Raw genomic sequence first — 25,069 nt, 5'->3', positions numbered from 1 at the left:
TGTCGCCGCCCCGGGAGCAGGTCTACGTCATCGGCCCCAAGCCCTCGGGCACCGCCCCCGCTTGCAGCGACACGAACCCGTCGGCTCGAAGCCCTCAGTCAACCCGAGCACGTCGAGCCGCTCAGGCGTCTCCGCCCCGGGTGCGCTTCTCCGTCGTCGGCGGCTCCGAGCCCTCCGGCACGGGCCCCGTGGGCAGCGGCGGCGCGGTGGGAGCCGCGGGCGCGGTCATCTCCAGCCGCTCGCCCGTCTCGCGCGAGTCCGGCAGCGCGATGAGCGCCTGGAGCTGCAGGCTCACCGCGCGGAAGAACCCCGTGAGCAGCTCGGGTCGGTCCGCGAGCAGGTCCAGGAAGTCACGCCGGTCGATGATGAGCACCCGCGTGTCCACCGCGGCCACCATGTCCGTGGGACGCGGCGCGCCGTCCAGCAGGCTCACCTCACCGAAGGCCTGCTTGCCCTGGAAGCGCAGCACGTGCTCGCCGTCGTGGAAGGCGTCGATGGCGCCGTCGACGATGACGTAGAGCGCGTCACCCGGGTCGCCCTGCGCGTAGATGCGCTCACCGGCGCGGAAGAAGCCCTCGCGGGCCACCGCGGCGATGGCCGCGATGTCATCCACGTCGCTCTGGGAGAAGACGCTCACGCCCTCCAGCTCGAACATCCGTTGGACAATGCGGTCGCTCAATTCACCCTCCTGCGGGAGCACGTCCAGCCCGTTCACCCGCGCGATGTGGCGGGCGCACGCGCGCAGCACCACGTCCTCGCTCTGCACCAGCGCCGCCAGCCTGCGCCACAGCCGCCCCGATGCCCCGGGAGGCAGCTCCCGGTGGTGCGCCTCCACCTGCTCCATCACCAGCTCCCGGTCCTCCTCGGAGAGCAGGTTGTCCAACAACTCCAACGCCAGCGCCCGCCGCCGCGCATCCTGCCCCACCAGGTTGTAGTGGATGCCGCGCATGCGGTGCGACGAGTCCAACAACCCCAGCAGGAAGAACGACAGCTCGAGCGCCTGGTCCAGCCGGTCGCCCACCGCGCGGGTGAGCAACGAGCCATCTCCCAACGCCGCGCGCACGTCGCGATAGGCCCCCACCAGCGCCCGATACGTGTCCCGCCGGCGGCCCAGCGCCTCGCGCACGCGGTCCGCGTCCACCGGATGCTCGGGGTGCTCGTCGCGAAGCCGCGACAGCTGCGCGCCGATGCGGAAGTGCAGCGAGGCATCATCCCGCACGTTGGAGAACAAGAGCGCGTCCAGCGCCGCGGGCGTGCCGATGCCCCGCAGCACGCGAGGCAGCTGCAGCCGCATCGCCAGCGGCGCCTTCTTGTTGTTGAGGTGCTCCTCCACCAGCGGCGTCACCGCGTCGCCCAACGCGATGAGCGCCTCGCGGGCCGTCTTGCGCTCCTCGCGCCACGTCAGGAAGGGCAACAGCCGGGGCGCGAGCTCCACGTAGCCGCCCTCCCCCACCGCGGCCAGCGTCACGCGCCGCACGGTGGTGTCCCCATCATCCAGATACCGGGCGAGCGGCCCCGCGAAGCGCGCGTCCTGGAGCCGCCCCAGCAGCTTCGCCACCTCACGGCGCTCCATCACCGGAGCCCCTTCACCGCGCGCGAGCAGCTCCTCCAGCGACGCCAGCGCCGCCGCGCTCCCCGTCGACTTCACCAGGGCGCCGATGGCCGCGCACCGCAGCCCCACGTCCGGGTGGTTGAGCAGCGCCGGCAACAGCCGCTCCGCCCGCTCCGGAGACAGCCGCGCCAGCGCCCACACGGCCTGGTCCCGAGGCCGACGAGGCCCCTCCTCCACCAATCGCTCCAGCACCGGCGCCAGCTCGCGAGCCTCCAGCTCCAGCGCCAGGGCCACGCCCCGCTCCAGCACGCGCTCATGCGGATGTCGCAGCAGGGCCGGCAGGTGCTGGCGCAGCGACACCTCCGCCTGCTCCATCAAATCCACGGCGCGCAGCACGCGGTCCGGCATGGGGGCCGACAACGCCTCCGTCAACAGGCGCTGCTCCTCCTCCCCCTCCAGCTCGACCTCCTCTTCCTCGTGCGCGCCCACCTGCTCACCCAGCGCCGCGACGTAGGCGGGCTTGAGCCGCACCAGGAGCAACCCGAGCGCCGCGCACATGGCCACCACGGCCACCGCCATCGACATGCCCGTGGCCGCGCGCCCCGCGCCGATGAGCAGCAGACCGGCCACCACCACGCCGCTCTTGCGCAAGAGCCCATCCACCGCCGCGCGCAGGCCCTCGCGCTGGTCATCCGGCACCGCCGCGTAGAGCAGCTGGATGCCCACCGGCAGGATGGAGTAGCTCACCGCCGTCTCCACCAGCCGCAGCAGGTGCACCGGCCACAGGTCGGGCGTCACCAGCGTCGCGCCCGCCAACGGCGCGAGCACCAGCGGCACCAGCGCCACGTAGCGCAGCAGCCCCAGGCGCTTGAGCAGCCGCTGCGTCAACAGCAGCTGGAACGCGACGCAGAACAGTCCAATCCACAGCTGCAGCGAGCCGAAGAGCGCCGCCAGCGCGTCCTCGCTGAGCTGGCCCTCCAGCCGGATGCGGAACAGGTAGTCGACGAAGGACGACAGCACCGCGAACGAGATGCCCAGCGCCGCGAGCACCTGCGCGTAGGGGCTCTCCGCCAGGTAGCTGAACGCCATGAACGACGTGGGCGCCGGACGCCCCCGGGGCGGAGGCGGCGGCTCACCGCGATACAGGTGGTGGAAGATGGCGCCCGCGGCCAGAAGCCCCAGCCCGCCGCTCACCACCATGGCCGGCGTGCCCAACCGCTCCGCCAGCCCCTGGACCAGCAGACCTCCGACGATGCCGCCGCCCATGGCGAAGCCATTGAGCGCGGTGAAGGCGCGCCGGGCCTCGCGCGCATCGAAGGCGGACGCCATGCGCGCCCAGAACCGGAACGACACGAACGTCGAGAACGTGTCCGCGAACAGGTACAGCGCCAGCGCCGACGTGCTCACGCCCACCGACAGCGCCACCGCCAGCCCCATCGACACCACACCGCCCAACCCCGTCAGCACGCCCGGCGACTCGAACGGCGAGCCCGGCTTGAAGCGCGGCAGCACCGTCAGCGCCGCGGTGATGAGGGCGCCCAACAGGTACAGGTAGGGCAGCGCCTGCGAGTCGAAACGCGACAACACCAGCGCGTTGGCCGCCGTCTTGAGCTGCGTCACCCCAGCGATGAGCGCGAACTGAAAGGCGGCCGCCGGCAAGAGGCGGCGGTTCCAGGATGAGGTGGCGGAGGGGGGCACGTTGCGCGAGGGGCGGCGAGGCTACCCCACCACCCCGACAGCCATGATTAACACAGACGCCCGTCCGCCCGCGCCCCCCACGGGGCACTCGCCGGGGGGTCGGCCAGGCAGGGCCCCCGAAGGGCTCACCTGGGAATACCCGCGGCCACCCATGCTCCCCCGCATGCCCGGAGAGCCGGCTACACTGCCCGCCGTGACGACGGCCACCGACACCTTGCTGGACGGCACCCACACGGTGCTCACACCGGAGTACGTGGAGTTCCGCTTCACGCTCGCGGGCCTGTACTCGCGCTTCCTGGCGTGGCTCCTGGACTCGGTCATCGTCGTGGTCATCAGCCTCGCCGTCATCCTGGGGCTGAGCCTGGTCATGGCCGCCTTCCCCGGCATCGCGAGCGCGCTGGGCATCGTCGTGTACTTCCTGGTGGACTGGGGCTACGGCATCACCCTGGAGACGCTCTGGAGCGGCCAGACGGTGGGCAAGCGCGCCCTGTCCCTGCGGGTCATCCAGGAGAGCGGCGTGCGCATCGGCTTCTACCACGCGGCGCTGCGCAACCTGGCCCGTCCCGTGGACCGGCTCCCCCTGCTGTACCTGGTGGGTGGCGTGACGGCGCTCGTCTCCGGCTCGCAGCAGCGGCTGGGGGACATGCTCGCCGGCACCATCGTCGTGCGGGAGCGGCGGCTGAAGGTGCCCTCCGCCATCAACGCCTCCGGCGAGGAGGGCCTGCTGGCGGATCCGCTCTTCGTCTCACGGGTGAAGCGGCTGTCCACGGAGGAGCGGGAGTTGGTGCTCACCGCCGTCCTCCGCCGGGACGAGCTGCGCATGGAGGCCCGCCTGCGCCTGTTCGCCGCGCTCGGCGCGCGGCTGCAGGACGCGCTGGCGATGGAGAAGCCCGCCCACCTGTCCGACGAGAAATGGACGCTGCTCGTCGCCGCGGCCCTCCTGCCCAAGCGCTAGAAGTACGCCGCCACGCCCGCCGACAACGTCAGCGAGTTCTGCGTCTTCTCGTTGAGCGCGATGTAGAAGTTGTACTGCGCCCTGAGCCCCACGCTCACCGAGTCCGACATGAAGAAGTCCACGCCGGCATTGGGCCCGATGCCGACGAAGTTGCTCATGCTCTCCTTGAAGACGATGAGGTAGCTGATGTCGGAGCCGAGGTAGGGGCGGATGCTCTCCTCCATCAGCAGGTAGCGGATGCCCAGCGACGGGGCCAGGCCCACCACGCGCTTGCGCGCCGGGTCCGTCGTGTCGCGGGGGAAGGCCACCTTCGACAGGGACACCAGCTCGAAGCCGTTCTCGATGTAGAGGCTCGCGTCGATGCCCAGGAAGAAGGCGTCGTCCAACCCCTTGGTGCGGTTGAAGTCCATGTAACCCAGCGACAACCCGAGGCTGCGATTGGCGAACTGGGCGTGGGCCGGGGCCGCCCCGAGCAGGGCCAGCGCGAAGGTGAGAGCACAGAGCAAGGTACGCATGGGCGGCCACTCTAATCGTGCAACCCACCGAAATCAGCCCGGATTCAGGCCCCGCCGAGGCGTTGCGCCAAAGGAGGCGCTCTCCTACACTCGGTCGGCCATGCGTCTTGCCCGCCTTGTCACCGCGCTTTCCCTGGTCTGCACGCTTCCGCTCGCCGGCTGTCTGTCCACGCCGCCGCCGCATGAGCGCGCGCTCATCAACAACGAGCTCTGCGCCCAGGAGCTGCACGCCCAGAACCTGGTGAAGGCGGAGGTCTACTGCGACCTGGGCCTGGAGTTCTCGCCGCAGTACGCGGACCTGTGGGCCAACAAGGGCATCATCGCGATGATGGCCGGCCGCAAGGACGACGCGAAGAAGCACTTCATCAAGGCCCTGCGCTACAACCAGGAGCACCTCCAGTCGTACCAGAACCTGGGCTACCTCTACGCGGAGGAGGGAGCCTACGGGAAGGCGCACGACAACTACCGTCGCGCCCTGAAGGTGAACCCGGACAACCTGGACACGCGCTACAGCCTCGCCGTCACGATGATGAAGATGAAGAAGTACACGGAGGCGAAGAAGGAGTTCCGCACCCTGCTCGCCATCAATCCGAACCTGGCCGCCGCCCACCACTCGCTGGGCATCATCGCCTTCGAGGAGGACCAGTACGAAGAGGCCGCCGAGCACATGGCCCAGTCCGCCGCGACGGACCCGAACAACCCCGACGTCTGGCACGACTACGGCAACACGCTGATGGAGCTGGGGCGCTTCGTCGACGCGCGCGAGGCCTTCGCCAACTGCATCCAGCTGGACGCCAAGCTGACCAGCTGCGTCAACAACCTCGCCCTGGCCCAGCGCAAGGCGGCGCTCACGGACGCGGGCCTGCGCGAGGTCAAGGACACCCAGCAGGCGGAGAACTCCGCCCCCGCGCTCTTCACCCTCGCCCGGACCTTCCGCGAGAAGGGGCTTCTGGCCGAGGAGGAGACCACTTACAAGAAGTGCGTGAAGCTGGATGGGAAGTACGCCCCCTGCCACTTCGGACTCTTCGAGCTCTTCCAGGACGCCAACAAGCACGAGCACGCCGAGGTGGCCTGCAAGAACTTCCTGAAGTATGCGACTTCCGAAGAGTTCCCCACCGAGTATCAGACGTGCGAGAAGTACCTGAGCAACGCGACGTTCTGATGCCCCGCAGTTCCCTGCACGCACCACCCCCTCGATGAGCGTCCGTCTCACCGTCACGCAGCGCAGCGAGGCCGGAGCCAAGGGCACCGAGCACGTCCTCACCGAATCGGTCATCACGCTGGGGCGAGACAAGTCCTGCCAGGTGGTGCTGGCCCAGCAGGCGGTGTCGCGCAACCACGCGCGCATCTGCCAGGAGGGCACGCTCTTCTTCCTGGAGGACCTGGGCAGCGCCTATGGCACCCAGGTCAACGGCAAGCCCCTGCCCAAGGGCGAGAAGCGCCTCTTGCGCAACGGCGACGTCATCGCCATCGCGCAGTACGACGTGCGCTTCGACAAGGTGACGGAGCTCATCAACGGGGACGCCACGTCGGAGAAGACGTCCTTCATCGCGCGCGACAACCTGAAGGACGTGATGCGCGGACTGTCCTCCTCGGAGGAGCGCTACCTGCGCATCATGAACGGCCCTCGCGAGGGCGAGCGCATCGAAATCGCGGACGCGTCCGAGCTGGTCATCGGCCGGGACGAGAAGGAGGTGGACATCGTCCTCAAGGACGACCTCACCTCGCGCAAGCACGCGAAGATCCGCCGCGACTGGTCCGGAACCCACGTGGAGGACCTGGGCAGCCGCAACGGCATCAAGGTCAACAAGAAGCGGGTGAACCGCAAGGCGCTCAAGGACAACGACGAGGTGGAGGTGGGCGGCACGCGCTTCCTCTACGTCGACCCGGCCGAGCCCGCCGAGGAGCCCGTCCAGCTCGCCACCGACGTGAAGAAGGCCCCGCCTCCGTCGCCCTCGCGCCCCGCGCCGGTGCGCAAGCAGAAGCCCCCGGAGCCGGAGCCCGAGCCGCCTCCCCCGGAGCCCGAGCCGGAGCCCGCTCCCCCGGAGCCGGAACCCGAGCCCGAGCCCGAGCCCGGCCCCATCGAGGAGCCCATCCAACCCTCCCAGGAGAACTCCGTCCCGGACGAGGTCGCTCCGGGCGGCGCCATGGCGATGCTCAAGGACAAGCAGAAGCTCGTCCCGCTCGTCGTCATGGGCGTGGTGGGGCTGGTGTTCCTGGTGCTGCTCATCGCCGTGGTCGCCGGCGCCTGAGGCGCGGGCGCGACCTGCGCGCCCGTATGTTCTCACCGCGGGGACGGCGTCACGTCAGCGCTTCGGCCGGGCGGCCTTGAGCGTCTCGGCCTGCTTCTTCAGCGCGAGCAGCGTGCCCTTGGCGCGCTGGGTGGAGCGCTTCTTCAGGCCCGGGTCCAGCTCGATGGCCCGACTCAGGTCCTTGAGGCCCTCCGGGACCTGGCCCCGGCGCAGCAGGATTTCGCCGCGGCCCACCAGCGCGTCGCCGTGCGAGCCATCCAACGCGAGCGCGCGCTGGTAGGCGTCGAACGCGGCGTCCACGCGCTCCATCGTCAGCAGCGTGGCGGCCAGCTGGGTGTGGAAGGCGGGCTCCTGGGGCGCGGCCGCCGTCAGGCCCTGGAAGATGTCCAGCGCCAGCCGGGTGCGGCCGGCCTGGAGCATCTTGTGGCCCACGGCGGCGTACTCGAAGAGCCGCTCACGTGTCATTCCCAGGAACTGGCCCAGCTGGAGCTCGCCCTTGACGAGCTTGTCCACCAGGGCCTTCGGAATCCGCACGTCCGGCGTTCCACCGCGCTCCGGTTTGCCGCTCAAGACCACCTCGCGAGGGGCCCTTCAGGCAGGGCCCCTCTTGTTGCCATGGGTCAGATGAAGATGTTGCTGCGCGGCTTGACCATATCATTCAGCGAGTTGATCTCATCCAGCGCCTTGAACATGTCGGCGACGGACTTGAAGCGGTCCTCGAGGGGCTGCTCCTTCTCGGACTCCTTCGGCTTGCCCAGCACCGCGATGGCCTGGGTGATGTGGTCGTTCACCTTCTGCATCAGCGCGTCGCGCTGCTGGGTGACGTCCCCCGCCTTGGACGTGTCCTTCTTGTCCTTGGCCGGCTCGGGCAGCAGGTTGAGCACCGAGGGGGTGTCCTTGTACTGGAACTCCAGGTCCTTGCCGTGCTTGAAGGTGGCGCCGCCGCCCTCGTCGCCCAGGACCTCCTTGCCCTGGTTGGCCCAGTCGTCGGAGTCCTTGCCCATGACGAGCAGGTCCCGGCTGTTGTTCTGGAAGGTGTCGTTCCACTGGAAGGCGACGGTCGTCTCGTAGCCGTCCTTGGTCAGCTCACCGACCTTGCCCTTGCCCTTGTCGATGTCCGTGACGGCGATGTGGTCCGCGCCGTTGGTGATGTCCAGCCTGCCCGTCACCGTCATCCCGTTGTTGCCCCAGGGCACGGTGGTGCAGTTGATCTCCGTTCCGTCCGGCAGCTGGAACGTGGTGTTGCGCTTGAAGTCGAACTTGCCGCCGTCGCTCTCGTCGACGTGCGGGTCGCCCCAGATGCGGGTGCTCTTGCCGTCCGGACCGGAGATCTTCCACTCGAACTTGCCCAGCTGCTCGATCTTGTAGCCGCCCGGCGTGGTGATGGTGCCCTTGTCGTCCACCTTCAGCTTGTCCGCCGGGCGGAAGGTGTTCTCGTCGATGAGCGGCTTCTCCGTGGGGAACACGTTCCCGGAGTCCACCGTCGCGGTCAGGTCGCTCACCCGGACCGGCTCGGTCGAGAACGAGTTCTCGCTGAGCTGGTTGAGCGCCTTCACCGCGGACTCGATGTCCGCGAACGCGCTCTCCACCGTCTTCTCGATGAGACCGAGGTTCTTCGTCAGCTCCGCATCACTCAGCCCGACCTTCGTGCTGCCAGTGCTGAGGGTACGGGAAGCGTTGCCGGCCTGATTGACACTCGTCATGACTTCCTCCCGAATCTCGGGGAATCCGCGCTGGAGAGCACGCACTCCCGCCTTCCTTCCATTGTCGGTGTCCGGCCTCGCGAGTTGCGTTGAAACGCGAGGATTCCGATCACGACGGCGGGGGTCGGAAGTGACGCCCCCGCGCCCTGCCCTGCCCCGGGACTACCGGGTGGAGATGCGGGCCACCGGCTGGATGTTCAGCTCGGGGGACAGCTCCTGGTAGCTCAGCACGGAGAACGAGGGGTTGAACTCGTACTCCAGCAGCTTGCGCACGTAGCGCCGGATGTCCATGGCGGTGAGGATGACGGGGCGCTGGGCGGACGGAGGCAGGTGGCCACACTCCGAGCGCACGGCCTGGACGATCTCCTGCGCCAGCTCCGGCTCGAGCGCCAGGTGCGCGCCCGCCGAGGTGCGCTTGATGGAGCCGCGGATGGCCTCCTCGATGTTGGGGTCCAGCAGGTAGACCACCAGCGTGCCGCTGCCGCGCGCGTACTTGTGGGAGATGTAGCGGCGCTGCGAGGCGCGGACGTGCTCGGTGAGCATCACGTTGTCCGCCTCCACCTGGCCGTACTCCGACAGGGCCTGGAGGATGCCGCGCAAGTCACGGATGGAGATCTCCTCCTCCACCAGGCGCTGGAGGATGTCCGTGAGCTTCAGGACGTTGACGACCTTGGGGATGACCTCCTTGACGATGGCGGGGAAGGCCTTCTCCAACTGCTCCAGCATCGTCTGCGTCTCCTGCACGCCGACGAACTCCCGCGCGTTGCGCCGGAGGATGGCCGCCACGTGGAGGATGATGTAGCCGGGCACGTCCCACGTCGTCAGGCCCGCGGCCTCCAGCGTGTCGCGGTGCTGCTCGGGCACCCACGCGGCCGGCTGGCGGGTGGCGGGGTTGATGGCCTCGAAGCCCTGGATGTTCATCAGGCGCAGGCGGTCCACCGTGTCGTTGACCAGCACGTGGCCCAGCGTGGCCTGCCCGGTGACGACGGGCACCTCGTTGATTTGAATCTGGTACGCGCCCGGTGGCAGCGACGAGTTGCCGCGCGCGCGCACGCCCGGGAAGCGCACGCCCAGCTCCACGAAGAGGCCATCGCGCATGAACGGGATGAGCTCGAAGAGGAACTTGCCGTTGTCCTGACGCGAGTCCACGTACGGCACCAGCGCGTCGGAGACCTCCAGGACGATGGGCGTGACGACGGGGATGAAGAGCTCGGAGTCCGGGTTCATCGGCTCCTTGGGCGCCGGCTCCGACGACATCGGCGTGCCCAGGTCCGACTCCATGGCCGGCCCGGCCTCCTCCACCATCTGCGCTTCCTTCTGCTTCTTGAGCATCGTCCACGCGCCGAAGCCCGCGCCGAAGCCCAACAGGAAGAAGGGAATCTTCGGCAGACCCGGCACCAGGCCCAGGATGATGAGCATGCCCGCGGCGATGGCGATGGCCTTGGGGTAGGCCGTGAGCTGGCTGCCCATGTCCTTGCCCAGGTGGGCCCCCTCCTCCTCGCCGCCGACGCGCGTCACGATGATGCCGGCGCAGGTGGAGATGAGGATGGCGGGAATCATGCCGACCAGGCCGTCACCGATGGTGAGCAGCGTGTACTTCTGGGCCGCGTCGGCCGCGGACATGCCCTTCTGCGTCACGCCGATGATGAGGCCACCGACGATGTTGACGACGGTGATGATGATGCTGGCGATGGCGTCGCCCTTGACGAACTTCATGGCGCCGTCCATGGCGCCGAACAGCTGGCTCTCGCGCTCCAGGTCGCGGCGCTTCTTCTTGCCCTGGTCCTGGTCGATGGAGCCCGCGCGCAGGTCCGCGTCGATGGACATCTGCTTGCCCGGCATCGCGTCCAGGGTGAAGCGCGCGGCCACCTCGGCGACGCGCTCCGAGCCCTTGGAGATGACGATGAAGTTCACGATGACCAGGATGAGGAACAGGATGGCGCCGACGACGAAGTTGCCCTGCACCACGAAGTTTCCGAAGGCGACCACCACCTCACCCGGATCTCCCGTCAGCAGGATGAGCCGCGTGGTGGAGATGGTCAGCGACAGCCGGAACATCGTGGTGATGAGCAGGAGCGTCGGGAACACCGACAGGTGCAGCGCCGCTGGCACGTAGAGGGACACCAGCAGCAGCACCACCGAGATGCTGATGTTCAGCGTCAGCAGCACGTCCAGCAGCAGCGGCGGCAGCGGGACGATCATCATCCCGACGATGGCCACCACGATAACAGCCAGGACGATGTCGGAGTACTTCGAGAGGAAGCTGTTCGGATTGGAGGCGGACATCAGAGGATACCCATCCTAGTCCGCGCCCGGCCCCGGGCCCAAGGGGGGCCTCACGAGCCGGGCGGGGGTGTTCCGTCCAGAGAGGAGACGGCGGGAGGACTCAGGGGCGCTCGGAGCCGGAGTCGCGCTCGGGGGCGCCGGACTGGGCCTCCTCCACGCTCTCCAGGGCGGCGGCCGCCAGCATCCGCGCGCGACCGCTCAAGGGGTCCTTGCCCTCGGGGTCCAGGGACACCGCGTGGTTGAAGTCACGCGCCGCCTCCATCACCTTGCCCTGGCGCAGGTGGACCTCGCCCCGGTTGACGAACGGCGTCAGGTCCGAGGGGTCCAATTCGATGGCCCGGTTGAAGAAGGCCTCCGCCTGGTCCAGATTCTCCAGCGCCAGGTGGCACGCGCCGAGGGCGGTCTGGAAGTACGCCTCCGAGCCATCCATCGCGGCCAGCTCCTCGAAGAGGGCCAGCGACTCCTGGAAGCGGCCTTCCTGGAACAGGTCGAAGCCCTGCGTGGCCCGCTCCAGCAGCGCCGGACCGGACAGCGGCTTCACATCATTCTCGGAGACCGGCGCCTTGGCTTGGGTCGTCGTCATCTGGACTCATTCCCGGGGCGGAACATGGAGGCGGCCTGGAGTCTAGCCCGCCTCCAGCAGGCCCACCAGTCAAGAGGCGCCGACCGCACTAGTCGTCGAAGCCGTCGCGGATCTTCTGCAGCTGCTTCTTGAGGTTGGCGATGGCCATGTCCACGCCCTTCTGGGCGACCACCGCGCTGAACATGTGCGTCTTGAAGCGCTCGTCCAGGTGCTTGTCGATGTCCTTCAGCGACGCGCCCGGGTTCTGCTTCAGGAAGCTGCTGACGTCCTCATCCATCTTCTTGGCGATGGTCTCCGACACGGAGTCGGGGAAGAAGCCGAGGAACGGCTTGTTCTCGAGCAGCTTGTCCGTGCCGAGCGCGTTCGCGTAGTTCTGGCGATCTCCGCCGGTCAGCTTGGTGGGGTCCTTCTTGCGGATGCCGTCCATGGTGGACTGCTGCCGGGCCCTTTCCGCGGCCGGATCCGACGGGGTCTGCGTCGTGGACTCCGACGCGGTCTTCTGCGACGGGATGGAGCGGGAACCGCCGTTGACAGGAGCGACCATGGGTTTCTCCAAAAAGATGGGTTGAAGGGATTTTCGCGGGGTGGGGCCGGAAAGTTTCGGACAGGCGTGGGGCCGTGTCCATCCAGGCCCGGAAATGAACCGGCCCCGCAGCAGCTCGGAGAGCTGTTGCGAGGCCAGGGTGCTGCCAGCTGCGGGCTACGACTAGCCGCGCATGTTGCCGACGATGGCGCTCTGCATCTGCTCGATCTTCTTCATCGAGTTGGAGATGAGCTCCACCAGCTTGGCCTCACGCTGCATCTGCTCCTGCGCGCGGAGGAACGGCTGCTGATCCTTCGGGGCCGCCGCGATCATGTCGTTGGAGGCCTTGGAACCGGCCAGGATGCTGCTCGCAGCGGCGTTGAAGTTGGCAGAGATGCTCATGGTCGTTCTCCTGTGATTAATTCGTGAGTGCTGCGAGGTGAAGTGCAGCGGCGGCTACAAAAAGATTATCGGGGGAGGGGTCCAGAAGTTTCCTGCGAATTATCCGGATCATTTCCGGCTTATCCGCCCGTCCCGGGTCCCCTCCGGAAACAGGCCTAACCCTTGATCTTTCCAAGGCTCGGGTTCTTCATCCAGGCCTTGAACCCCTCCAGCTTCTGCTGCTCCTGCTTCGGGTCCGCCGCGGGCGGAGGGGGGCTGGCCTCGGGGTCCAGGGCCAGGCCCCGGCGGGAAGAGCCGCTCTCGAAGCCATCCTTGGCGGCGGGGGCGCGGGCCGCGGCGGCCGGCGCCGCCGGTGCGGGGGCCGGCTGGGCGCTCGGAGGCGTGAACGCGAGCTTCGCGTGCATCTCCGGGTTCGCCTCCTTGACGGCGTTCTGGATGGTCATCCCGTAGGTGTTCAGGCGCTCGGACAGGTACGTCACCACCATGCCCAACGCGGGAGGCACCGGGAGGATGGGGTCGGCCATGAAGCGCTCGAGCGCGCTGGACACGTCGCCGTAGAGGCGCTCGTCGAACGGGGCGCCCGGCGTGGTGGACGACACCAGCATCTTCATGGTGCGGACGACCTGGAGGAAGGTGCCCTGGGCCGTCTTCGACTGCGTCTCCAGCTCCGCCAGCAGCTTCTCGCGCTTCTCCACCAGCGCCGCGGGCTCTGGCGGCAGCGCGCCCATCTTCGCCTTCTGCGTGCTCATCGAATGACTCTCCACCTCTCCACAAAGAGGGTTGGGGTGAGTGAACCCGGCGAGCCTAGCAGACTGTTCCAGGCTCACCTACCCGGCGTCTGGCCGAGGCCGGACGCCGGAGCGTGCTGGACTCAACGGCGGGTGAGCGCCGTCACCATGGCGCCGGCCTTGCGCACCACCGGATCATCCTGGGGCGTCATCGCCGCGGCGCGGCGAAGGTCCTCCAGCGCCTGCTGCTTCTGACCCAGGGCCAGCTTCACCTCGGCGCGGCCCACGTAGACGGACGGGTCCTGCGGGGACAGCTTGGCGGCCACGTCGAAGGCGGCCAGGGCGCCCTGCCCGTTCCCGGCGGCCATCTCCACCACGCCCAGGGCCTTGGCGAAGTAGCCGTCCGTGGGGTTGACGGCGTACAGGCCCTGGAAGAGCGTGCGCGCCTCGTTGATGCGCCCCTGGTAGAAGAAGAAGTACGCCGTCTTGGCGATGGCGTAGAGCTCGTCGTTGGAGTAGCCGCGCACCTCGCGCAGCGTGGACTTGCCGTCCGCCCAACGCTGCAGCCGTGCCGCCAGCTGCGCCTCGTCCTGAGGGTCCTCCGGCATGGCGCTAGTAACCCTCGTCCTTCTGCTCCGCCCACATCCGGCGGATGATCTCCTTGGTCTCCTCGTTCACCTGGTCCACCAGGGTGAGCATGGAGGCTTCGCGCTGGAGCAGGGCCTTGAGGCGCTCCAGGCGGTCCGGCGAGGCGTTGATGCGCGACAGGCCGCGCTCCAGCAGGTGGCGCGACTCGTCGCTCCCCCGCCCCGCCACGCTGGCCAGGTGGGGCCTGTCACTGAAGCCCTCCAGGTCCGCCTCGTGTCCGCCGGGGTGCGGCGGCAGGGGCAGGCGGAGCTCCTCCGAGGAGTGCGCCGGACCGATGAAGTCCAGCAGCGCCGCGGACGCGAGCGCCGGGTTCTTGGGGTTGCCCGTCTTGCGCAGCTTCTTGCGGTCGACCTGGGACGGGTCGACCAGCCGCTCACGGACGCTGCGGGGTCCCCCCCAGGGCCACTGGGGTCCACCGGGGGGCTGATTGTTGATTCTGGCCATCGTCGATTCCGGAGCACACCCCAGACAGGGGGGGGCCGTCCAGCCCCCCTCGCCTACCTGCCGCCCGAGGCGGCCTGTTCCCGCTGGAGCTCGTAGATGAAGTTGAGGACCTCGGCCACCGCGTCGTACAGCTCCTCGGGCACCTCCTGGCCCACGTCCACCCGGTACAGCGCGTTGGCCAGGGGGATGTTGCGCATCACCGGGATGCCGTGCTCCTTGGCGATGGCGCGAATCTTCTCCGCCTTGAGCCGCAGGCCCTTGGCCACCACGCGCGGAGCGCCGTCCTTCTCCTTGTCGTACTTCAGCGCGATGGCGATTTCGGCGTCGTCACTCATGGGCAGCTCCGCGAAGTCCCGGCGATTGTAGCCCCACCCCACCCCGTCAGGCGCGGGCCGCGGGGGCCTGGGGGGCGCCGTTCTTCAGCTCGTAGACGAAGTTGAGGACCTCGGCGACCGCGTCGTACAGCTCCTCCGGGACCTCGTGGCCCACCTCCACCCGCAGGAGCGCGTGCGCCAGCGGCACGTTGCGCAGCGTGGGGACCTCCTGCTCCCGGGCGATGCCCTTGATGCGCTCGGCCTTGTGGTCCACGCCCTTGGCGAGGACGCGGGGGGCGCCGTCCTTCTCCCGGTCGTACTTGAGGGCGACGGCCACGTGGTCGGGGTTGGTGACGATGACGTCCGCGTCCCGCACGGCCTCCATCTGCTGGCCCTCCATGATCTCCTGGTGGAACTCCTTGCGCTTGGCCTTGTGGTGCGGGTCGCCCTCGCTCTCCTTGTACTCCTTCTTCACATCGTCCTTGGACATCATCATGTCCTTCATGAAGGACTTGCGCTGCCACCAGACGTCGAAGATGGCGAAGATGACGAAGAGCAGCGCCACGCGCGCGGCCACGCGTGTCACCAGCTCCCCCATGATGACCATGATGGTGTGCGTGTCCTGGCGCACCGTCTCCAGCACCATGGGCATCGCGTCGCGCACCACGCCGTAGACGACGTAGGCGGTGACGGAGATCTTGATGAGGTTCTTGAGCAGCTCCACCAGCGACTTCTTGCTGAACATGTTCTTCAACCCGGCCAGCGGGTTGAGCTTGTCCAGCTTGGGCATCAGCGGGTCCATGGTGAACAGGGAGCCCACCTGCAGGAACTCCATCAGCCCGCCAATCACCGCGCCCCCCAGGAGCACCGGCAGCGTCACGAGCAGCAGCGCGCGCACGCCCAGGTAGAGCAGCTGCCCCGTCGCGTCGGACAGGTCCCCGCCCCGGGCCATGTGGTCGAAGCTGAAGAGGAAGAGGCTGGAGAGCTCCTTCTCGAGGTTGTCCCAGGTCGCCTTCACGGCGGACAGGCCCACCACGAGCACCGCCACGCCGCTCAAATCCTTGCTCTTCCAGACCTGACCCTTCTTGCGAGAGTCGTCGAGCTTCTTCTGCGACGGTTCTTCTGTCTTGTCTCCACTGTCGTCGGACATGGGCGCGCTTGATTTCCGTGGGCGCTAGGCCAGCAGCCGAAGGGCGTCGTGGAGCACCTTCAGCATGTGGGCCAGCTCGTCCTGGATGCGGCCGATCAACGTCCCCAGCACCAGGAAGGTGATGAGCACGCCGACGAGCGGCTTGATGGCCATGGAGATGAAGAACACCTGGATCTGCGGCGCCACGCGGTTGATGGCGCCCAGCGCCACGTCGGTGAGGAACGCGGCCAGCATGGCGGGGGCCGCCAGGGCCAGGCTGACGCGCAGCATGTCCGCGAAGACGCGGAGGAGCACGTCGAAGAAGGTCCACGAGCCCTGGCTGAAGCGCGGGAAGCCATCCAGCGGCACCGTGGCGAGGCTGTCCGCCAGGGCACGGATGACCAGGTGGTGCCCGTCCAGGGTGAGGAAGAGCACCACGGACAGCTGCACCTTCAGGTTGGAGAAGAGAGAGACCTGCTGCCCCAGCTGCGGCACGTAGAGCTGGGCGTTGTTGCTGCCGGACATGGTGTCCGCGAGCGTGCCGGCGATGCGCGCGGCCTCGAACACGCCGTTGACGACGAAGGCCATGGAGAAGCCGATGAAGATCTCCTTGGCCATCAGCGCGATGTACGGCAGCGCGCTCAGGGGGATGGTCGTCACCGAGTGCGCGATGGACGGATACAGGACGATGGCCAGCGTCAGGCCGATGCCCATCTTCATCTCCGTGGGCACCACCTCGCCGCCCAGGAAGGGACTGAAGATGAGCACGGGCATCACCCTGCACATGAGCAGGGCGACCGTGAAGATGGCGGCGGAGAAGTTGGTCCGGGCAGCCAGCTCGGACACGAGTTCCGCGGCGTTCATTTGATGAGGGCGGGGAACCGGTCGAAGACGTGGAACGTGAAGCGCACCAGCTGGCCGCCGATCCACGGGCCCGTCATGGCGAGCACCCCGAAGACGATGATGACCTTGGGGGCGAAAGTGAGCGTCTGCTCCTGGATCTGCGTGGTCGCCTGGAACAGGGAGATCAGGAAGCCCACCAACAGGCTCATCAACACCGGCGGGGCCGAGACCACGAGCACCAGGAACAGCGCTTCCTGGGTGATGAACGTGAGCTGGTTCATGGGTGCCTTCCTCTTACAGGTAGCCGACGACCAGGCCCTTGGCGATGAGATACCAGCCGTCCACGAGCACGAACAGGAGCAGCTTGAAGGGCATGGAGATGGTGGTCGGCGACAGCATGTGCATGCCGAGCGCCAGCAGGATGTTGGCCACCACCATGTCGATGACGATGAACGGGACGAAGAGCAGGAAGCCAATCTGGAAGGCCTCCTTCAGTTCGGACACGACGAAGGCGGGGATGATGACCATGAAGTCCTCGCTCTTCACCGAGTCGCGGTCCTCGCCCGTGCGCATCTTCTTGGCGAGGTTGTAGAAGAGAGAGCGGTCCTTCACGGTGACCTTCTTCATCAGCCACGCGCGCAGGGGTTCCTTGGCGCGGTCGGCGCCCTCCAGGAGCGTGCCCACCTTGGCGGAGGAGAAGTTGCCCGCGCCGCCGGTGTCCCAGATGTCCACCTCGGAGGCCCGGTACATGGAGGTGCCCACCGGCGCCATGATGTAGACGGTGAGGATGACCGCCAGGCCCGTGATCACCTGGGTGGGCGGAATCTGCTGGGTGCCCAGCGCCGAGCGGACGATGGAGAGGACGACGGAGATCTTCACGAAGCTCGTCACCATCATCAGCGCGAAGGGCACCAGGCCCATGGCGGCGAGCGCGAGGATGAGGACGAGGGGGCGCGAGGTGAAGGTGTCCGCGCTCACCGCTTCGTTGGCGACGGAGTCGGGGATGCCGCCCGGGCGCTTCTTCTGCGCGAGCGCGATGAAGGGATGCAGCGACACCACGGCCGCGAACAGCCAGGGCGCGACGCGCGGAAGACGAGGGAGGGCGGGTGTCAGGGCGTTCACGGGAAGGGGGCCATCAGGCGCCAGGGGGCTCGGACGACGAGCCCCCGGAGCGACGGGAAAGGAGCTTCTGGAGGAAAGGGCTGAGGGGAACCACGTTCGTCTGCGGGCGCTGTGCCCGGATGCGCTCCACGGCTTCCGCATCCAGCTTCGACAGCAACTGCAGGCCCGCCTCGCCGCCGCCCACCAACAGGTATTCGTCCGCGGCCTTCACCACGAAGAGCGCGCGCTTGGGGTCCAGGGGGAGCCGCTCCACCACCGAGACCACCGTCTGCCGCCCCGGTGAGGCGGACTGCAGGCCCATCAACCGCCGAAGGCCCACGTTCAACGTCAGGTAGATGGACGCCACCACCGCGCCCAGGACCAGCAGGGTGCGCACGAGCATCCAGCCCATGCTCTCCGGCTCCGCCTCCTGTGCGGCGGCGGCATCGATGGAGGGGTCCTCCCAGACGGGCGCCTCGCCCGTGCGACGCGTCGCCTCGGCGGCCTTCACGGGGGCGCGCTCGAGAGGTGCGGCGGGCGCGCTTTCGGCGGACGCCTCACCCGGAGCAGGCACCGCGGCCGTCGTCGGCACGGCCATCGCGCCCGTGGCGCGCCCGGAATGCGCGGCGGCTCCAGCGGCCATCGAGGGCGCGGTGGACGCAGCCGACTCGGCCGTGGCGCCCATCGAAGGAGCGGAGGTCGAAGGGGGTGCCGTCGAGCCCCCCGCCGGGGCAACACGTGGCGAGGCGGGGACAGGCGCTGCCGAGGCGCCCTGCCCTGCCTGTGGCGACGCCACGGCCCCAGCGGGCGCGGCGGACACAGGCGACGGGCTCGCCGCGGGCGCCTGCGCCCACACGGACGCGGGCGCGAGCAGCAGCGTGGCGCCCAGGGTCAGGCGCGAGAGGGGGTTGCGGAGGACTGCCATGGCTGGGGGCGAGGCTAGTTCAAAGGCCGGAGGACCGCCACGGGCCCCGTCTGGCAGCCCGCTTGCTTCCAGTCCTCGCGAAGGTGCTCAGCTCGCCAACGTGGTGACACGCACGCCGAGCTGGCCTTCCATCTCCACCAGCTCACCTCGGGCCACCACCTTGCCGTTGATGGACAGCTCCACCGGCTCACCGGGGCCCCGGCTCAGCTCGATGACCTGACCGGCCCGCATGCCCACCACCTGCTCGGCGGTGACCGGGATGCGCGCCAGCTCCACGGCGATCTGCAGCGGCACGTCGCCCAGCAGGTCGCTTCCATCCGGCTTGTTCACGTCGTCCAAGGGTGCCCCTTCGAGCTCCGGAGGAACGTCCAGCTCCGGGTTGGTGAAATCCTCTTCCTCGTCCCGCCCCCCACCCTCCTCGGCGGCCGAGCGCGGGTTCCCCGACTCCCCGGGGATGATGCGGGTGATGCGCGCCTGGTAGCGCCCGTCCTCGACGAAGACCTCGGCCTCGGCGTGCCCCGAGCGCCCCGCGCCCAGCCGCAGCTGCGCCGTGCCCGGCTCGCCCCGGTCCGGCCGCGCCGACAGCACGTCCACCAGGACCACGTCCTTGACGCGCAGGCTCGCCAGGTCCTGGCCGGTCAGCTCCGCCGTGCCAATCTCCGCCCGCAGCCACCCGCGCACCGCCGACAGCCGGCCCGCGTTCGCCGCCAGGTCCGCCTTCACGCGGGCGCGCCGCTGGGCGCTCTCCACCGCGGGCTCGGCCGCCTCCAGCACCGCCGCCGGCACCACCAGCCGCACCATGCCGCCGTGCGGTCCCAGCGTGGCGTTCAGGTGCACCGTCAACATCGGCCCGTCGTCCCCCAGGCGCGCGGACACCTCGTCCACGCCCCGGGCGACCCCGTCCAGCCTCGGCCGAGGCACGCCGACCTGGAGCGCGGGCACCAGCACCCGCAGCGCCTCCAGGATGACGTAGCCCATCACGCCCTCCTCGATGTCCGTCAGGGGCCTCAAGCCCACCGTCTCGCCCGCGCCGCCCAACAGCAGGTCCACCGCCGTGTGCGCCAGCGCCAGCTCCACCTCGAGCACCGCCCGCCCCGGCAGCGCCCCGGGCGCCAGCACCGCGAGGAACGTCGGGTCCCCCAGGAAGCGGCGCAGCTCCGCCATGGGCCGCACCTGCACGGACTCCAGCGACAGGCCGACCTCCGCGTCGAAGAGCCCCTTGAGCCGGGCGGACACCCCCGTCAGCGTCCCCTCGTTGGGCGTCAGCCAGCGCAGCCGCTCGGCGAGCTGCCCCTGCGCGCGCGACACCTTCTCCAGCCCCTTGAACGTGAAGGGACGCCAGGCGCTCCGCGCGACCTTCTCCGGCCGCTCGGCCTTCTCGGGACGCGGCTCCGCATTCTCCGGCGCGCCGGCCTTCTCGGGAGGAGGACGGACGGGCTTGAGGTTGCGCAGGTCCACGAGCATCGTGCGCTCGTGCACGCCCGGAGACTCGTCCTCCGGCTCCACGCTCATGTCTTCGCCTCGAAGCGGACCGTCTCGAGCTTCAGGCCCCGGCCCCCGAGCGCGGTGCGAAGCCCGTCGCTCTGCTCCTCGAGCATCTTCAGCACGTCACGGTTGGTGCCGCTGAAGGTGGCGGAGATCTTCCCGTTGCGCGCGCTGACCTTGATGGACAGGCCGTTGAGCACGTCCCCGCGCAGATCAATCTGGAACTCGGCCAGGCCCGCGGCGTTCGTCCCCACGCGCACGCGGTCGACGATCTTCTGCGCGATTTCGCTCGCCATGGCGCGCAGCCGCTCGGAGCCCGCGGTGTCCTTGGGCTTGGCCACCGGCACCGGCGCCATCAGCGCGGGATTGAAGCGGAAGCCCGCCCCCATCTCCGTGCCACCGCCGCCCTTCTTGTCCTCCTTGCCACCGCCGCCGCTGCCCTTGCCGCCCGCGTCCGCTTCCGCTCGGATGGCCGCGCCGCGCTCGGAGCTGACCTGCCCCAGGGCCGAGTCGGCCTTGTCCAGGTCCTTCTCCCGCCCCTCGGAGGTGCGCTGGGTCTCCTTGGCGTCCGAGGCGCGCGAGCCGGAGCGGGCCTCCGAGGTGTTCGTGTCCGCCCGACGCTGCGTCTGGGCCAGCGTGGAGGCGGGGTTGCCGCCCATCTGGGGCGGCTGCTGGAGGGCCTCGCCGAAGGTCTTCCCCTGCTGGGTCGCCTTGGCCAGCACCTGACGGGCCAGGCCTCCCGGCGTCTGCGGCGTCTGGGTGGGGGCCGTCGCCTGGGGCTGCGCCTGCGGCTGCATCAGCTTCTGGAAGGCGGACGTGCCCTCCTGGCGCTTCTTGGCCTGGCCCTCGGCGAGCTTCTTCTCCTGCATGATGCGCTCGGCCAGGCGCGCTGCTTCACGGTCGTCGTCGACACGGCTCATGACATCTTTCCCGAGGGATGGGGTGGCGGCAGGCTACTTGCGCTGCCGAGCCAGGAACAAGGCGTTGCCAATCTCCTCCTGGCTCAACTCCTCGCGCTGCTGGCGCTCATGCTTCACCTGCTTCTGCCAGGTCTCCTTGTGCTTCTCGATGGCCTTGAGCTCCTTGGCCGCCTCGGCCATCTCCCGGCGCCGCTGCTCGACCAGGCGCTCGGCCACCTTCACCGCCTCACGCTGACGCTCGACCTCCAGCGCCACTTGCGCCTCCTCGTCCTTCAGGCGCTCCTCGAAGCGGCCCATCATGTTCATGCCGTTGATGCCGGCACCCTTGGCCATGATCTCCTTGAGGTAGGCGGCGACCTTCTCCTTGCGCTCGCGCTTGCGCCGCTCCAGCTCGTCCATCAGACGCTGGAGCTCCACCTTCTCGCGCTCCAGGGCCTTGATGGCGTCGGAGAAGGCCTGCTCGGCCTCCTCCTTGGCCCGGGTCCGCATGTCCAGCAGGGTCTGCAACCGGTACGGGGGCATGGTGTCCCCATCCTACCCCGGTTTCCCGGAGGTGCACCCCTGTCCAGTGGGCCAGGGGCCCCCAAGCCCACCCTCCAGGGTGGACCTCACTCGTCGAACAGCCCCACCAGCTGGCCCACCGTGTCCTCGAAGTCCGAGTTCGAGTGGGTGTCCTGCTTGAGGAAGTCGATGATGGAGTCGTACTTGTCGATGGCGTAGTCCGTGCGGGGGTCGGTGCCGTACTGGTAGGCCCCCAGCAGGATGAGGTCGCGCTGCTTCTCGTACGTGGAGAGCGTCTCGCGCAGCTTCCCGGCGGCCTTCTTGTGCTCCTTGGAGACGATGCCGCTCATCACGCGACTGAGGCTGGCGAGCACGTCCATGGCGGGCCACTGGTTTCGCTCGCCCAGGGCGCGGTTGAGGATGAAGTGGCCGTCGAGAATACCGCGGACCTCGTCCGCGATGGGCTCCTCCATGTCACCGCCGGCCACCAGGCACGTGTAGATGGCGGTGCACTTGCCCTTCTGCGAGTTGCCCGTGCGCTCCAGGATGCGCGGCAGCATGGAGAACACGCTCGGCGGATAGCCCTGACGCGCCGGGGGCTCGCCCACCGCGAGGCCAATCTCACGCTGGGCTCGCGCCAGACGCGTCACCGTGTCGAGCATGAAGAGCACGTTGCCGCCGCGCTCGCGGAAGTACTCGGCGATGGCCGTGGCCACGTAGGCGGCGCGCAGACGCACCAGGCTGGGCTGGTCGGACGTGGCGCACACGAGCACGGAGCGCTTCATGCCCTCCTCGCCCATGGCGTCCTCGATGAACTCGCGCACCTCGCGACCACGCTCGCCGATGAGGGCGACGACGCACAGGTCGGCCTTGGTGTTGCGCGCGATCTGCCCCATCAACGTCGACTTGCCGACGCCGGAGCCGGCGAAGAGGCCCACGCGCTGCCCCTCGCCCACGGTGAGCAGTCCGTCGATGCAGCGCACGCCCAGGGGCAGCGGCCGCTCGATGCGCTGACGCGTGAAGGGGTCCGGACAGTCGCGGTCCACGGACCAGTCGATGAGCCCCTCGTCCGGCAGGGGGCTGCCGTCCATCGGCTCGCCGATGCCGTTGAGCACGCGGCCCAGGAGCGCCTCGCCGCACTTGATGCTCAGCGGCTTGCCGGTGGGAATCACCTCGCTGTCCGGACCGATGCCGTACAGCTCACCCAGGGGCATGAGCATGACCTCGTCGCCCTGGAAGCCGACGACCTCGGCCTTCACCGCGCCTCGGGCACGGCTCTTGATGAGCACCAGCTCGCCCACGCGGACGTTGGGGACACTCGCCTTGATGATGAGGCCCGTCAGCTCGGTGACGCGGCCGCGGACGCGGACCGTCTGGGCGTCCTTGATGAGGTCGAGATAACGAGAGAGGTCGATGGCCATGGACGTGGGCTCCTTCCCGTCCCGGCTACGCCGGGCCTTCCTTCGGGCCGTTCTGGTCGGGCAAGAGCACGCTCTGGAGCATCTCCAACTGCGTGGGCAGCTGCGCGTCCACCGTGCCGAACTCCGTCTGGACGATGCAGCCCACCGGGGCCACCTCGGGGTCCTCCTTGATGGCCAGGTCCACCGCGCGACCGATGAGCTCCATCAACACCGGCTTCTTCGCGCGCAGCACCGCCGCCGTCTTGGGATGAACCCGCAGCACCATGGAGCGGGCGCTGCGCAGGTTGTCGATGGCCGCCGCGCACAGCTCCAGCATCAGGTCCGGGTCCTTCTCCAGGCTCCGGCCGATGATCTTCTCCCCGACGCGCAGCCCCAGGGCGATGACGTCCTGCTCGTAGGTGGCCAGGATCTCCCCCGCCTGCATCTTCGCCCGGAGGATGATCTCCGTGGCCTGGGCGAGTCCCTCCTGACGCCCCTCCTCGCGCGTCTTCACGAGGAGCGCCTCACGCTCCCGCTGCGCCTCCGCGAGGATGCGCTCCTTCTCGCGCTGCGCCTCCTCGAGGATGCCCTGGGCGCCCTGGCGCGCCTCGAAGACCTCGGCGTTCATCACCCCCGCGCGCGGAGGCCGCAACACCGGCCGCTCCGACACGACGGACGGCTCCGCCGTCCCGTCTCCCTTGATCACCTTGCCGATCGCCATGCGCCGCTCCTTGCGGGCCGGATGCTAGCGCGTTCCGCCGCGAGGTCCACGCCCGCCCGAGCCCGAGGACGAAGAGTCATCCGTCCCGGATGGTGAACGTGGCCTGCGTTGCACGGACGTCCCCTCCTGCCCGCCCGCGGGCGCCTGCCCCGCGGAGGTGCCAGCCCGCCCGGCCAGCACCCGAGGAGGCCGCTCCGCCCCTCCCTCACGGGGGGACTCGGGGCGCACCGCCGCGATGGAGACCGACGAGCGCGAGCGGAACACGCGAGAGACCTCCTGGGCCTCGGGGGCATCGGGACGAGGCCGTACGCGGGATCCTGCCTCGGGGGGACGCTGGATGCGCGAGCCGCCAGCCGCGGGCGCCACGCGTGAGCCATCACTCGCGGGCGCGACCCGGGAGCCCCCAGCGGCGGGCCCCACTCGCGAGCCATCACCGGCAGGCGCCACCCGCGAGCCCCCGGCGGGCCCGATACGAGAGCCATCACCCGCGGGGCCCACTCGCGAGCCATCCGCGGCGGCCGCCACCCGCGAGCCCCCGGCGGGCCCGATACGAGAGCCATCACCCGCGGGGCCCACTCGCGAGCCATCCGCGGCGGGCGCCACCCGCGAGCCCCCGGCGAGCCCCACACGCGAGCCCCCGGCGGCTGGCCCCACACGGGAACCATCACCGGCGGGCGCCACCCGCGAGCCATCCCCCGCGGGCGCCACCCGCGAGCCCTCGGCGTCGGGCGCCACACGGGAACGCTCTCGGGCACCGGGAGGCAGGGGCTCACCAGCGGCCGCGCTCGAGGGGCGAGGGCCTCCCAGGCGCGACGGAGGCGGACCGATGCGAGCACGCGCCGGGGCCTCGGGCGAGCCCGCGGCAGCGCTCGACGGACGAGGACGAGCCCCACCCTGACCCAGGCGCGACGGAGGCGGACCGATGCGGGCACCCTCCGGATCCACCCTTCCGGGTCGAGCGGACCGGGGGTCGGCTCCGGACGGCTCCCTGCGGGCCACCGGGGCCGAGGGGTCTCGCCGGGCTTCCCGGTGGACCCCGGAGGCCTCCGGGGAGGCCCCAGGGTCGCGGCGCGGCGGAATCCGATGCATCGCCGAGCCATCCGAGGCCCCGTCCTTGGGGCGCGCGACACGCGAGCCCTCGCGGCTGGACATGGCGCCCGCGTTCCTCGCGGCGCGCTCGGCCATGAAGTCGCGACGGACGGCGGGCGCCGCGCCAGCAGGACGACGCGAGACCGGCCCACCCTGTCCGGGCGCGGCCTTGGGAGCCCCTGAAGCAGGGCGCGCGGCGGCGGGCTCGCGAGGCGGCGGACTCGCGCCATCCCGCCCCGCGGGAGGCGCCGCATCCCGCCCCGAGGACGGCGCGGCGGGACGTGCGGCAGCGGCGGCAGCGGCGGCAGCGGCGGCCTTGCGCGCGCCGGGCGGGGGCGGCAGCACCGCGGAC

The 25,069-nt window shown here is 69.6% G+C and carries 25 protein-coding genes; 3 read left to right on the top strand and 22 right to left on the bottom strand.

All coding sequences use genetic code 11. From position 1 onward, the window contains the following. Nucleotides 1-121 precede the first annotated feature (121 nt). Nucleotides 122-3,250: a cyclic nucleotide-binding domain-containing protein gene (locus FL311_RS01630; RefSeq protein WP_141323030.1), complete on the bottom strand. Its 3,129-nt coding sequence runs from the start codon at nucleotides 3,248-3,250 to the stop codon at nucleotides 122-124. A gap of 163 nt (nucleotides 3,251-3,413) precedes the next feature. Between FL311_RS01630 and FL311_RS01625 the strand changes: the two genes are divergently transcribed. Then, nucleotides 3,414-4,205, top strand: coding sequence for an RDD family protein (locus FL311_RS01625; protein ID WP_141323072.1), 792 nt, complete (start codon nucleotides 3,414-3,416; stop codon nucleotides 4,203-4,205). On the opposite strand, the gene FL311_RS01620 is transcribed toward FL311_RS01625, so the two are convergent. Beyond that, nucleotides 4,202-4,720, bottom strand: a complete 519-nt coding sequence (locus FL311_RS01620; protein ID WP_141323029.1) for an outer membrane beta-barrel protein — start codon at nucleotides 4,718-4,720, stop codon at nucleotides 4,202-4,204. The two genes, FL311_RS01625 and FL311_RS01620, sit on opposite strands and share 4 nt — an antisense overlap. Nucleotides 4,721-4,820: 100 nt before the next feature. On the opposite strand from FL311_RS01620, the gene FL311_RS01615 reads away from it, so the two are divergent. Together FL311_RS01615 and FL311_RS01610 are read left to right on the top strand one after the other, a co-directional pair. After that, nucleotides 4,821-5,882 (top strand): tetratricopeptide repeat protein, encoded by a 1,062-nt coding sequence (locus FL311_RS01615; protein ID WP_194868999.1) that lies wholly within the window; start codon nucleotides 4,821-4,823, stop codon nucleotides 5,880-5,882. Between the two features lie 34 nt (nucleotides 5,883-5,916). Further along, the gene (locus FL311_RS01610) at nucleotides 5,917-6,972 is read left to right on the top strand and encodes an FHA domain-containing protein (RefSeq protein WP_141323028.1); all 1,056 of its coding nucleotides are present in this window, start codon (nucleotides 5,917-5,919) and stop codon (nucleotides 6,970-6,972) included. A gap of 54 nt (nucleotides 6,973-7,026) precedes the next feature. On the opposite strand, the gene FL311_RS01605 is transcribed toward FL311_RS01610, so the two are convergent. From FL311_RS01605 to FL311_RS01510, 20 genes are all read right to left on the bottom strand, one after another. Continuing rightward, nucleotides 7,027-7,542: a tetratricopeptide repeat protein gene (locus tag FL311_RS01605; RefSeq protein WP_228556618.1), complete on the bottom strand. Its 516-nt coding sequence runs from the start codon at nucleotides 7,540-7,542 to the stop codon at nucleotides 7,027-7,029. A gap of 50 nt (nucleotides 7,543-7,592) precedes the next feature. Further along, the gene (locus FL311_RS01600) at nucleotides 7,593-8,675 is read right to left on the bottom strand and encodes a DUF1521 domain-containing protein (RefSeq protein WP_141323027.1); all 1,083 of its coding nucleotides are present in this window, start codon (nucleotides 8,673-8,675) and stop codon (nucleotides 7,593-7,595) included. Nucleotides 8,676-8,837: 162 nt separating this feature from the next. Continuing rightward, the gene (gene sctV / locus FL311_RS01595; protein ID WP_141323026.1) at nucleotides 8,838-10,961 is read right to left on the bottom strand and encodes a type III secretion system export apparatus subunit SctV; all 2,124 of its coding nucleotides are present in this window, start codon (nucleotides 10,959-10,961) and stop codon (nucleotides 8,838-8,840) included. A gap of 100 nt (nucleotides 10,962-11,061) precedes the next feature. Next, complete coding sequence (locus tag FL311_RS01590) at nucleotides 11,062-11,544, bottom strand: tetratricopeptide repeat protein (RefSeq protein ID WP_141323025.1); 483 nt, start codon at nucleotides 11,542-11,544, stop codon at nucleotides 11,062-11,064. An 88-nt stretch (nucleotides 11,545-11,632) separates the two neighbouring features. Further along, a complete protein-coding gene (locus FL311_RS01585; protein WP_141323024.1) occupies nucleotides 11,633-12,088 on the bottom strand; it encodes a hypothetical protein in 456 nt (151 codons plus the stop codon). A gap of 162 nt (nucleotides 12,089-12,250) precedes the next feature. After that, the gene (locus tag FL311_RS01580) at nucleotides 12,251-12,469 is read right to left on the bottom strand and encodes a hypothetical protein (RefSeq protein WP_046712718.1); all 219 of its coding nucleotides are present in this window, start codon (nucleotides 12,467-12,469) and stop codon (nucleotides 12,251-12,253) included. Nucleotides 12,470-12,624: 155 nt separating this feature from the next. Next, a complete protein-coding gene (locus FL311_RS01575) occupies nucleotides 12,625-13,218 on the bottom strand; it encodes a hypothetical protein (protein ID WP_141323023.1) in 594 nt (197 codons plus the stop codon). 122 nt (nucleotides 13,219-13,340) lie between these two features. After that, the gene (locus tag FL311_RS01570; protein WP_074957228.1) at nucleotides 13,341-13,805 is read right to left on the bottom strand and encodes a SycD/LcrH family type III secretion system chaperone; all 465 of its coding nucleotides are present in this window, start codon (nucleotides 13,803-13,805) and stop codon (nucleotides 13,341-13,343) included. Nucleotides 13,806-13,809: 4 nt separating this feature from the next. Next, nucleotides 13,810-14,289 carry a hypothetical protein gene (locus FL311_RS01565; protein ID WP_141323022.1) on the bottom strand — a complete coding sequence of 160 codons (480 nt, stop codon included), beginning with the start codon at nucleotides 14,287-14,289 and terminating at the stop codon, nucleotides 13,810-13,812. Between the two features lie 53 nt (nucleotides 14,290-14,342). Further along, on the bottom strand, nucleotides 14,343-14,624 hold the full coding sequence (locus FL311_RS01560; RefSeq protein WP_141323021.1) for an EscU/YscU/HrcU family type III secretion system export apparatus switch protein: 282 nt from the start codon (nucleotides 14,622-14,624) through the stop codon (nucleotides 14,343-14,345). A gap of 46 nt (nucleotides 14,625-14,670) precedes the next feature. Next, nucleotides 14,671-15,753 (bottom strand): type III secretion system export apparatus subunit SctU, encoded by a 1,083-nt coding sequence (gene sctU / locus FL311_RS01555; RefSeq protein ID WP_141323020.1) that lies wholly within the window; start codon nucleotides 15,751-15,753, stop codon nucleotides 14,671-14,673. Nucleotides 15,754-15,777: 24 nt separating this feature from the next. Next, on the bottom strand, nucleotides 15,778-16,596 hold the full coding sequence (locus FL311_RS01550; protein ID WP_141323019.1) for a flagellar biosynthetic protein FliR: 819 nt from the start codon (nucleotides 16,594-16,596) through the stop codon (nucleotides 15,778-15,780). Continuing rightward, the gene (gene fliQ / locus FL311_RS01545) at nucleotides 16,593-16,856 is read right to left on the bottom strand and encodes a flagellar biosynthesis protein FliQ (protein ID WP_141323018.1); all 264 of its coding nucleotides are present in this window, start codon (nucleotides 16,854-16,856) and stop codon (nucleotides 16,593-16,595) included. Before fliQ ends, FL311_RS01550 begins: the two co-directional genes overlap by 4 nt. A 13-nt stretch (nucleotides 16,857-16,869) precedes the next feature. Further along, on the bottom strand, nucleotides 16,870-17,697 hold the full coding sequence (sctR, locus tag FL311_RS01540) for a type III secretion system export apparatus subunit SctR (RefSeq protein WP_223746595.1): 828 nt from the start codon (nucleotides 17,695-17,697) through the stop codon (nucleotides 16,870-16,872). 13 nt (nucleotides 17,698-17,710) lie between these two features. Then, nucleotides 17,711-18,187, bottom strand: a complete 477-nt coding sequence (locus FL311_RS01535) for a flagellar biosynthetic protein FliO (protein WP_228556616.1) — start codon at nucleotides 18,185-18,187, stop codon at nucleotides 17,711-17,713. A gap of 501 nt (nucleotides 18,188-18,688) precedes the next feature. Then, nucleotides 18,689-20,113 carry a type III secretion system cytoplasmic ring protein SctQ gene (gene sctQ / locus FL311_RS01530; protein WP_141323016.1) on the bottom strand — a complete coding sequence of 475 codons (1,425 nt, stop codon included), beginning with the start codon at nucleotides 20,111-20,113 and terminating at the stop codon, nucleotides 18,689-18,691. Beyond that, nucleotides 20,110-21,006, bottom strand: a complete 897-nt coding sequence (locus FL311_RS01525; RefSeq protein ID WP_141323015.1) for a flagellar hook-length control protein FliK — start codon at nucleotides 21,004-21,006, stop codon at nucleotides 20,110-20,112. Before FL311_RS01525 ends, sctQ begins: the two co-directional genes overlap by 4 nt. 33 nt (nucleotides 21,007-21,039) lie before the next feature. Further along, nucleotides 21,040-21,528, bottom strand: a complete 489-nt coding sequence (locus tag FL311_RS01520; protein WP_046712706.1) for a flagellar assembly protein FliH — start codon at nucleotides 21,526-21,528, stop codon at nucleotides 21,040-21,042. Between the two features lie 86 nt (nucleotides 21,529-21,614). Then, nucleotides 21,615-22,928, bottom strand: coding sequence for a type III secretion system ATPase SctN (sctN, locus tag FL311_RS01515; protein ID WP_141323014.1), 1,314 nt, complete (start codon nucleotides 22,926-22,928; stop codon nucleotides 21,615-21,617). Nucleotides 22,929-22,953: 25 nt separating this feature from the next. Continuing rightward, the gene (locus FL311_RS01510; protein WP_141323013.1) at nucleotides 22,954-23,628 is read right to left on the bottom strand and encodes a FliH/SctL family protein; all 675 of its coding nucleotides are present in this window, start codon (nucleotides 23,626-23,628) and stop codon (nucleotides 22,954-22,956) included. Nucleotides 23,629-25,069: the final 1,441 nt, after the last annotated feature.

This window comes from Myxococcus sp. AB025B (assembly GCF_006518215.1).
Classification (GTDB): Bacteria; Myxococcota; Myxococcia; order Myxococcales; family Myxococcaceae; genus Myxococcus; species Myxococcus fulvus.
The sequence above is the reverse complement of the archived record's forward strand: the minus strand, read 5'-3'. Positions and strand labels throughout refer to the sequence as shown.